A 10,095-nucleotide genomic window follows, 5' to 3' on the forward strand; every position below is an offset into this window, starting at 1 on the left:
GCGGATGTGATTATATCACAGAGCGGGGCGCGAGCAAATCACACTTGAGGAGGCGACTGCTCATGTTCCGCTCGTTTCATTTGTTCGCGCTCGTCGTGATGCTCGCGCTTGTGGGATGCGCGACGCCTGCGACGCCGACGAGTGCGCCAGTGACGGTGGTTCCCGTCGTTGCGCCGACACCTACCAGTGCGAAATCGAATCTCAACGTCTTGGCGACCGAAACCTTTATTGCCGACATCGCACAGAACGTCGCGGGAGAGCGCGTCAAGGTGAGCGCGCTCTTGCCGATTGGCGTTGATCCGCACGCGTTCGAACCGACGCCGAACGATGTTAAACGCGTCGCCGATAGCAACATTCTCATCGCCAACGGCGCGGGGTTTGAGGATTTTCTCGACAAGTTACTCAAAAACGCCGGCGGCTCGCGCACCTTGATCGAAGCGGCGACTGGGTTGACGAGTCGCAAGCCGAAAGAGAGCGAATCGCCGGCGATGTCGGATGCGGACATCGCGGACGCGATTTGCGCGAACGTGGGCAACGAGAAACCGCAAGCCGCATTGTCCGGCAAAGCTGCGAACAATGCTACCGCTTTGCCGGCGCAAGAAGGTGCGTTCGATGTTGCGCTGACCAAGCAAGCGGATGGCACATTCGCCGGCTATGTTAAATTCAAAGCGCACGACGAAGGCGACAATCACATTGCGATTGCCGCCGGCAAAATCGCGATCAGCGCGGCGAAGGACAACCAGAAACTCGCCATCGAGAAATCGGTCGCGCTCAAGTGTGGCGGACTTGTGCAGGGCAACATCGTCGAACTCGAACATGACACCGAGTACGTCCTCGCGTTGACCGGTTTCAAAACCGACAAGGCGCGCCTTGCGATTGGTTCGCTCGGTGGGCATCAACACGCGGGCGACCCGCATTTTTGGTTCGACCCGAATTACGTCGTGCAGTACGTCGAAAACATTCGCGATGGGTTGAGCAAAGCGGACCCCGCGGGCGCGCCAACGTATGCGACGAACGCAACCGCGTACATCGCGAAACTAAAGCAACTCGATCAATCCATTGCCGAGCAAGTCAAGGTGTTGCCGGTGGAGCGCCGTTTGTTGGTGACGGATCACGATACGTTTGGCTACTTTGCCGACCGCTACGGATTTCGCGTCGTCGGCATGATCGTGCCGAGTGTCAGCACCGGCGCGTCGCCGTCCGCGCAACAGGTCGCGCGGCTCGTTCAGCAAATCAAAGCCGCGCGAGCCAAAGCGATCTTTCTCGAAGCGAGCACGAGTCCGCAACTCGCGCAACAAATCGCGAAAGAGACCGGCGCTAAGGTCGTAGCCGGGCTGCACACGCATTCGATCACCGATGCGAACGGCACCGCGCCGAACTATCTCGCGATGATGCAGTTCAATGTCAAGTTGATCGTGGACTCGCTCAAATAAATTTTTTTGCCCACGACGGGCACGAAGATCACGAAAAATAATATAAAAAATTCGTGTCCTTTGTGCTCTTCGTGGGAGAAACGATTTTAATGACCGAATTGCCTGTGTCTCCCGCGCATCTCGAAATCGAAAACATCACGGTCGCGTACAACGGCACACCGGTTTTGCGCGACGTGTCGTTCCGCGTTCCGCATGGCACGCGCGTCGCGGTTGTCGGACCGAACGGCGCGGGCAAATCCACGCTGTTCAAGGCGCTCGTTGGATTGTTGCCGTTGCGCGCGGGGCGCGTGATGATTCACGGTTTGTCGCTCGGTCATCATCTCGATTGTGTCGCGTACGTGCCGCAACGCGAAGAGGTGGACTGGCGCTTTCCAGTGACGGTCGCCGATGTCGCGATGATGGGACGATTTGGTCAATTGGGATGGTTGCGTCGCCCAGGCAAACGCGACCATGCCGCCGTCGCGCGCGCGCTGGAGCAGATGAACATTCCGCATCTCGCAACCCAGCCCATCGGCGATTTGTCCGGCGGACAGCAGCAACGCGTGTTCCTCGCGCGCGCGCTCGCGCAAGAGCCGCACATCTTGCTGATGGACGAACCGTTCACCGGCGTGGACGCCGCGACCCAGGAAGCCACGCTCGCTCTGCTCGATCAGCTGCGCGAGCAAAGCGTCACCGTGATGGTTTCGACCCACGACCTCAATCTCGCCGCGTCGCGTTTCGATCAAGTGCTCTTGTTGAATCGGCAGCGGATCGCGTTTGGCGCGCCGCGCGAAATCTTGACGGCGGCGAATCTCACCCAGGCATTTGGTACGCGCGTGATGCAACTCGAAGGCATCGCGGTTGTAGACGATTGTTGCCCGCACGATGAATTGTTGGGAATCTAGGAAATCGGCTGAGGTAGGTATGCTTGACTTGGGGATGATCGTGCTCATCGGTTTGATTGGCGGCGTGGCAGTCGGTATGCAAGCGCCGATTGCTGGCGCGATGGGACAACGGATCGGTGGAACTGCCGGCAGTTTCTTTGTGCATCTGAGCGGAATGATTCTTTCGGGCGCGCTGTTGATTCTACGCGGTGGCGAGAAAATTCGCGATTGGCAAACTTTGCCCTGGTATATGCTGGGCGCGGGAATCTTTGGCGTGATTCTGTATCAAACGATCAATATCACTCTGCCGCGTCTGGGTAGTACAATGACGGTGGCGCTGATCATTGTCGGGCAACTCTTGGTTGGCATTGTGATTGATCACTTCGGCTGGTTGGATGTTCCGGCTCACCCAGTTGATGCGGCGCGCATCCTGGGTGTCGTCGCTTTGTTGACCGGCAGTTACTTGATTGCAAAATGATCGAGCTGTTTGACTGGTTCATCACCCCGCTCACGTACACGTTTATGCAGCGTGGAATGCTAGCATCCGTCATCGTCGGCGTGTTGTGCGCGGTCGTCGGATGTTACGTCGTTCTGCGCTCGATGGCATTCCTGGGCGACGCGATGGCGCACGCGATATTGCCGGGCATTGCGATTGCCTACTTGCTCAAAGGCGAGTTGATCGTCGGCGCGCTCGTCGCCGCGATCATCGTTGCGCTCGCGATCGGTTTGCTCTCGCGGCAAGGCGCGGTGAAAGAAGATACCGCGATTGGCATTCTATTTGCCGGCGCGCTCGCGCTCGGCGTCGCGCTCATCAGTACGATCAAAACGTACGCGGTGGACTTGTCGCACATTTTGTTCGGCAACGTGCTTGGCGTGAGCGATACCGATTTGTTGCTGACGGCAGCGCTCGCCGTGATCGTGCTCGCGACGATTGCGCTGTTGTTCAAAGAATTTCTCGTCATCTCCTTCGACCCCGTTCTCGCTGCGACGATTCGCTTACCGGCGGAATTGTTGCGAAATGTTTTGCTCATCCTCCTTGCATTGACGATTGTCGTTTCGATGCAGACCGTCGGCGTCGGGTTGGTCGCGGCGATGCTCGTCACCCCGGCGGCGACGGCATACTTGCTCACGCGTCGCCTCGCGCCGATGATGTTCATCGCGGCGGCGATAGGCGCGTTCTCCAGCATCGCCGGACTCTACGCGAGTTTCTACATCAACGTCGCGTCCGGCGCGGCGGTTGTGTTGATCGCGACCATGATCTTCCTCGTTGCGTTCTTGTTCGCGCCGAGTCGCGGCGTGGTGTGGCGGTACATTCGGCACGCGTTGTAGAGCGCTTGGCGTTTCCGGAATCGCCGAGACCGCGCGTGTTCGCGCAAGCAAAGCGCTGGACCAAGGCGCGAACAGTTTCGGGTATGGCGGATTCGATTGGCGCTGATTTGCTCGCGTGACTGTTCTGCACTAGAATAGTCAACGATGTCTCGCTCCCATCCGATTCTTTCCACCTCGTTTGCGTGCTTCACGTTTGTATTTGCGATTCTCGCGCTGATCTTGCTCAACGGGTATTTGCAAAACCTGGTCGCGGATTATCGGTCGAATACGTGGCTCGTCTTGTTCGGCGTCGTATTCGGGATGACCGCGCTGGTCTGGTTCGCGCGCGGACGCGTGACGCTTGAGCGCGACGCGTTCGAGTTCGCCGGTTTTGTCCTCGTCATCGTGGGTGTGTGGCTGTACTTTGTCGCGCCGGCATTGCCCACGCTGCTCCCTCCGACGCATTCATCCGACGCCGTGCGGCATTATCTCCAAGTGATGTTCTCGTACCCCGAAGGCAAACTCGTCAGTTGGTATCCGGCGGGCGGCGCGTTCGTCGCCGCGACGTTCGCGCATTGGTTCTTTGCCGATCCGTTGCGCGTGTTGCATCCGACTGCCGCGCTGTTTGTCGCGTCAAGTGCGGGCGCGGTGTATGGGATCGCGTGCGCGTGGTTACCCAAGACGAAAACAGGCAAGATCGTCGCGCTGCTCGCGCCAACATTGTTGTTCGTGCCCTGGTCGTATTTTGCCGGGATCATTTTGAGCGAACAATATTTTTTCGCGCAAGCGTTCGCGCACTATTTCATCATCGCGGCGTTGTGGTACACCGCGAGCTATGCCGAGCGACCGTCTTGGCTCTGGGTCGCGCTCATCGGCGTTGCATTGCTGGGTGTCGTCGTGACGTATCCGATCCTCGCGCCGCTGCCGCTCGCGTTGTTCGCGCTCGTGACGCTCGCGCGATTTCGGTCGCGGCGCGCGTTCATCGCGCTCGCGATTTTTCTCGCGTTGATGCTACTTGCCGGCGTCGCGCTCGAACGCGGCGGTATCCTCCAATTCAAAACAGCAAGTGTTTCGACGACCGGCGATGTGGGGGAGGGTGGTGTGGCGAATCCCTCGCTCGATACGCTCGGCGGACCGATTTTTTTATTGCTCGTGCTGGTCGGCATTTCGTTCGCGTGGCGCGGCAACGTGATTGGTAAAACGCTCGTCGCGTTTTTGCTCGCGTGGTTGTTGCAACTCGGGGCGTTTGCGGCGATTCAACCGTTCTTTCCGATTTCAGCGTATCGCATTGACAAATCATTTTACATTCTCGCGTTTCCACTCGCGCTGTTCGCCACGTTGCCGCTCGCGCGCCTGCTCGAACGCATCGCGCCGCGCGTCGAGCGATTCCCACGCGCGGCAATGCTCGCCATGACGTTCGTCGTCGGCGCGCTCGTGTTGACGATTCGCCCGCCGCAAGCGTACACGTTGTTCACCGAATCGGAGATTCAGGTCGCGCGATGGGCAAAAGACAATCTCGACACCTACCAAATCCATTATCGCGATCCCGATCCGACGCGCGCGTACTGGTTGGCGTTTGGATTGTGGGGCGAAACTCTGCCGAACGAATGGTTTCAGTGGATTCCGGCAGGAGTGAAACTGGGTCCAGCAACGTTCGAGGAATGGCGGAATGACCCAGGATGGTCGCCGATGATGTTTGTGCGCGATGCGGCGGCGGTGCGCGACGCGTCGCTGCGTGTCGTGTATCAAAATGGCGCGAGCGCGATCCTGGAAAAAGAAACGCCGCGCGCGACGAAACCGCAACCCAGCATTCGCGACGAGTGGACGTTTCGTTCGACGTTTAAACTGCTAGGTTACGACTTGCCACGCACGACATTCTCACCGGGCGAGACAATCACACTGACCACGTACGTCGAGTCCATCTATCCGCCGCGCGATACGTTGCGTTGGCGCATCGAGTTGGTGAATCGCGATGGCGTAGCAGTCAACCAGGTTGAAGCCGACCCGTTCGATAACAAGTATCCACTGCAACGCTGGTCGCCGGGCTTGGTCGCGCGCGATGCGTGGCTTCTAGCGGTGCCGGCGAATGCAACGCCGGGCGTGTACGAAATGCGTCTCGGTTTGTTTCGGCGCACCGATGGTGATTTGACGAGTGTGTTTCGTTTATCGCCGACCGGCGAGGTGACGTTGCACCTGGCGCACGCGCCGCTCGCGCGCATCAAAGTGCCGATCCCTGCGCCGAGTGGAGCGGAACTCGACGCGGCGACGCCGATGAATGTGCGCGTGGGCGACGCGTTCGAGTTATCGCGCTATACGGTCAACGTAGATCGCACGACGCGCGCGGTCAATGTTGTGTTATACTGGCAGGACATTGCGCGGACGGAAAAAAATTATACGGTGTTCGTCCATTTGCTTGATGCGTCTGGCAACATTATCGCGCAGAATGACGCGCAACCCGCGCAAGGTATTTATCCCACATCCATCTGGGATCCACGCGAGGTTGTCAAGGACGTTCACACGCTCGCGCTTCCGCCAAACGCGCGCGGTTCGTTCTCATTCGTCGTTGGCATGTACGACCCGGCGAGCGTGACGCGTTTATCGGTCGGCAAAGACGACAAGGTGATTTTGGATTTCGGATTTGCGATTACGGAGTAACTACTCAGCCATCGTTCCTTTATCCGCGAATTACGCGAATCTTCGCTAATTTTTTCTTCTTATTCGCGCAATTCGCGTTATTCGCGGATAAATTTGTTTTTTCATCGGCGTAAATGTGGGTTGGCTGAGTAGTTACAGTACGGATTGAAAATCGCAGATCATGCATCATAAATTGAAAATGCGAATTAGAGAAGCGTTGCGTCTCCAAACCAAAGAGGTCGTCGCGTTCGTGGGCGGCGGCGGTAAGACCACGGCGATGTTTCGTCTCGCCGACGAACTTGTCGCGCAGGGCAAGCGCGTCGTCACGACGACGACGACGCGCATCTTTGCCGCGCAGAGGCGTCTCGCGCCGCAGGCGCTCACGTACGACGCCGCGTTCGAATTTGGCGCGCGCGTACTCGACGCGCTGGACGCCAAATCGTCCGTGTTGGTGATCGGCGCGGAAACTGAGGACGGCAAGGCGCTCGGCGTGCCGCCCGCGTTCGTGGACGAACTCATCGCGCTCGACTCGGTGGACGCGGTGCTCGTCGAAGCGGACGGCGCGCGGACGCGTTCGTTCAAAGCGCCCGCCGACCACGAACCGGTCATCCCAGGTTCGACGACGCTCCTGGTTCCGGTGATGGGCGTGCGCGTGCTTGGCGCGCCGCTCGACGACAAGCACGTGCATCGCGCGGAACTCGTCGCGCGGCTGGCTGGCGCGCATCTCGGCGAAACGATCACGCCGAACATTGCTGCGCGCGTGCTTGCGCACGCGGAAGGCGGATTGAAAAATAAACCGCGTGACGCGCGCGCGATCATCTTTGTCAACCAAGTTGAGAGTGCCGCGGAACTCGACGCGGCGCGCGCGTTGGCGGGCTTGTTGCTGGGTTATGGCGCGATCAACGCCGTCGCGCTCGGCGCGGCGCAAATGCCGGAGCCGATTCGCGAAACGCATCGCCGCGTCGCGGTCGTCGTGCTTGCCGCGGGTGGGAGCACGCGCATGGAAGGACGCGTCAAGCAACTCCTCCCCTTGCGCGGCAAACCGTTGATTCGCAACGCGGTGGATCTCGCGGCGAAATCGCCGGCGCAACAAATCATCGTCGTCCTCGGCGCGCACGCCGAAGAAATTCGTCTGGCGATTCACGACGCGCCCGCGCAAGTAATCGTCAATTCCAACTGGGCAAGCGGGCACGCATCGAGCATTCGCGCCGGCTTGCTCGCGGTGTCCCCGTATGTGGACGCGGTGTTATTTGTCAACGCGGATCAACCGTTGCTGACGCCGCGCGTGTTGGAGCAGATCATCCAGCGACGCCACGAAACGGACGCCCACATCGTCGTGCCGTTTTACGCGGGCAAGCGCGGCAGTCCGGTCTTGTTCGACCGGACACACATGGACGCGTTGTTGCAATTGACCGGCGAGCAGGGTGGACGCGAAGTGCTGAATTTATATCGCGATGAAATCGCGCGCGTGGATTTCGACGACGCGCGACTTGGCTTTGACGTGGACACGCCGGCAGATTTCGCGCAACTCGAAACGGAATCGAAATAAGTTTGACAGCACTTTGTTGGCGTGGTATATTCATTCCGCACGACCTCTGCAATTGAGAGGCAACCCCGGCATACGCGCGGTTTTCATCCCCAGCCAATCCGCGCTGGTTTTTTTATTGTGACCAAGACAATCACGCTCGAACAAATCGAACGCCGACGCGATCTGCTTTATCGGCGCACCCCCACGCGGCGCGTTCGCACGATGGAACACGCGGCGCAATTCATTGATGCCGTCGGCTTTGCGTGGCTGTTCGCTTCGACGCAGACGATTGAATTGCCGTCGCTCTTTGAAGCGGTGAAGGGTCGCCGCGACGCGCACATCGAAGACTGGGACGCGGATTCGGAGCGCGTGTGGGTGTGGAAAAATGATTTGCCGGCGACGCGCCGCGCGTTTTACGGTAAGGTGTTGGGAAACGGCAAGCCGGCGTTCGTGTCGCTCGCCATGTTGCCGGCGCTCATGGCGGTGAACGCGCCGGACGATTTGACGCGCGCGTATGCGCGTGGCGATTTCAGTCGCGATGCCAAACGCGTCGCCGATGCGCTCACCGCGCTCGGTCCGACGCCGACGATGGCGTTGGCGGAAGCGTCGGGTGTGCGGCGCGCCGATTTTCACCGCGCGTTGGACGAACTGCAAAAACGCTTGGTCGTTTCGCCGGTCGGCGCGCTGAACGAACGCGGCGCGTGGACCTCGCAGATTTTCGAAATCACCGCGCGCTGGTTCGCGCGTCAAGCCGCGCACGCGCAGAAACTCGACGTGGAGCAAGCGCGGCGAATGATCGCGCGGCGATACATCGCCACCGTGTACGCGACGTCCGCGCCGATGCTGGGTCGCGTGTTCGGTTGGTCGCGCGAGGCGGCGCGCGAAACGCTGGGCGAATTGTGCGCGCGTGGAATTGCCCTGCAGAACGCGGAATGGATTATTTCTAAAATCAGGTAGGAAATGGATTATGCCGATCATGTTGCCCGACTCAGTTCGTGTCTTGATGCCGACCGGTTTCGTCGAGGAAATGAAAATCGAAACATACCTTGCCGGCGCGGTTGCCGCGGAAATTGGCGCGACCGCGCCGCTCGAAGCGTTGAAAGCGCAAGCAGTCGCGTCGCGCACGTATGTCGTTTCGACGCAACGGCACCAGGAGCATGGCGCGGATGTTTGTACGACCTCGCACTGCCAAAAATGGAAACGCATTGATCCCGTGACCGCGCCCGAAGTATTTCGCGCGGTGAGCGAAACCTGGGGCATGGTGCTCACCCATCACGATAAACTGATCAACGCGTTTTTCTTTGAACATTGCGATGGACATACGCGGAATTCGGAAGAGATGTTGATGCCGGCGCTGCCGTACTTGCGCGGGGTAGATTGTGCGTGCGGTTTTCTCGCGATGCGTGGACACGGCGTCGGGATGTGCAAGCGCGGCGCGATTGTGATGGCGCGACGCGGCGCGGCTTTCGACCGCATCCTGCAACACTATTATCAGGGGGTGACGATCGTTCAAACAGCGCGCGCGGAAAGCGAAGAATCCGCGTCTACTCCCGATATGCTTGCGGTAGTGCCAGCGGGAGCGCGTTCTCGGATGCGCCGGAAAAAAGAAGAGTCGCGCGTCGAACCCAAGCCAGTCACGCCAAGCCACGCGCCGGCGAGCGCGCCGGAAATGCGCAAGCCCGCGCATGCCACGCCACTGCTTCCTGAGACACGCTCTGCCGCGCGACCTACTCCTGCGGTAGCGCCCGAAAGATCCGAGCCAGTCGCGCCGCTACGCGTGCGTCGCCGCGCCCCGGAATCACTTCCGCCCGAGTCCATGCTCCCAGCAGAACCGCCCCCGGAAAGAATCACGCGTAAATCATCCGATTCGAGTGTGACGCGCAAAAATGTTGCGCCGCCGAGCGAACCTGGCGCGCTGAAATCATCCGACTCGGGTGTCACGCGTAAGAAAATCGCGCCGCCGAGTGAATCTGCCGCGCCGAAATCATCCGACTCGGGTGTCACGCGCAAAAAAATTACACCGAGTCAAGTCACCGCGCCGAAACCATCCGACTCAAGTGTCACGCGCAAGAAAATTGAACCGCCGAGTGAAACGGTCGCGCAGAAACTAGCAGACTCGGTGGCGCGACGCAAATCGCCGATTACCCCAGCGCCAAAACCAGCCGACTCGTCAGACACGCGTGCGCCGATTCAACCACCGGTCGCACCCATCGCGAGCGAACCGGTCGCGCCTCTCGAGCCGACCCAGGAACCACGCGTGCCGTTGATTTTGCCGACGCCGCCGGTCGCGCCCATCGCGAGCGAACCGGTCGCGCCTATCGAGCCGACC

8 protein-coding genes are annotated in these 10,095 nt (G+C 59.7%); all 8 read left to right on the top strand.

All coding sequences use genetic code 11. The features are described 5' to 3' along the window. The first annotated feature begins 62 nt into the window (after nucleotides 1–62). Entirely contained in the window at nucleotides 63–1,433 is a 1,371-nt protein-coding gene (locus HY868_05460) for a zinc ABC transporter substrate-binding protein (GenBank protein MBI5301565.1), read from the top strand. Nucleotides 1,434–1,537: 104 nt separating this feature from the next. Beyond that, on the top strand, nucleotides 1,538–2,317 hold the full coding sequence (locus tag HY868_05465) for a metal ABC transporter ATP-binding protein (protein MBI5301566.1): 780 nt from the start codon (nucleotides 1,538–1,540) through the stop codon (nucleotides 2,315–2,317). 19 nt (nucleotides 2,318–2,336) lie between these two features. Then, on the top strand, nucleotides 2,337–2,774 hold the full coding sequence (locus HY868_05470) for a DMT family transporter (protein MBI5301567.1): 438 nt from the start codon (nucleotides 2,337–2,339) through the stop codon (nucleotides 2,772–2,774). Continuing rightward, nucleotides 2,771–3,625, top strand: coding sequence for a metal ABC transporter permease (locus HY868_05475; protein MBI5301568.1), 855 nt, complete (start codon nucleotides 2,771–2,773; stop codon nucleotides 3,623–3,625). Before HY868_05470 ends, HY868_05475 begins: the two co-directional genes overlap by 4 nt. 144 nt (nucleotides 3,626–3,769) lie before the next feature. Further along, entirely contained in the window at nucleotides 3,770–6,259 is a 2,490-nt protein-coding gene (locus HY868_05480; GenBank protein ID MBI5301569.1) for a hypothetical protein, read from the top strand. 178 nt (nucleotides 6,260–6,437) lie between these two features. Next, nucleotides 6,438–7,787, top strand: coding sequence for a putative selenium-dependent hydroxylase accessory protein YqeC (yqeC, locus tag HY868_05485; GenBank protein ID MBI5301570.1), 1,350 nt, complete (start codon nucleotides 6,438–6,440; stop codon nucleotides 7,785–7,787). Nucleotides 7,788–7,904: 117 nt separating this feature from the next. Continuing rightward, nucleotides 7,905–8,723: a hypothetical protein gene (locus HY868_05490; protein MBI5301571.1), complete on the top strand. Its 819-nt coding sequence runs from the start codon at nucleotides 7,905–7,907 to the stop codon at nucleotides 8,721–8,723. A gap of 10 nt (nucleotides 8,724–8,733) precedes the next feature. After that, nucleotides 8,734–10,095 (top strand): SpoIID/LytB domain-containing protein (locus HY868_05495; protein ID MBI5301572.1); only part of this gene is annotated, 1,362 nt, incomplete at its 3' end.

The sequence above is a fragment of the Chloroflexota bacterium genome (genome assembly GCA_016219275.1).
Lineage (GTDB): Bacteria > Chloroflexota > Anaerolineae > UBA4142 > UBA4142 > JACRBM01.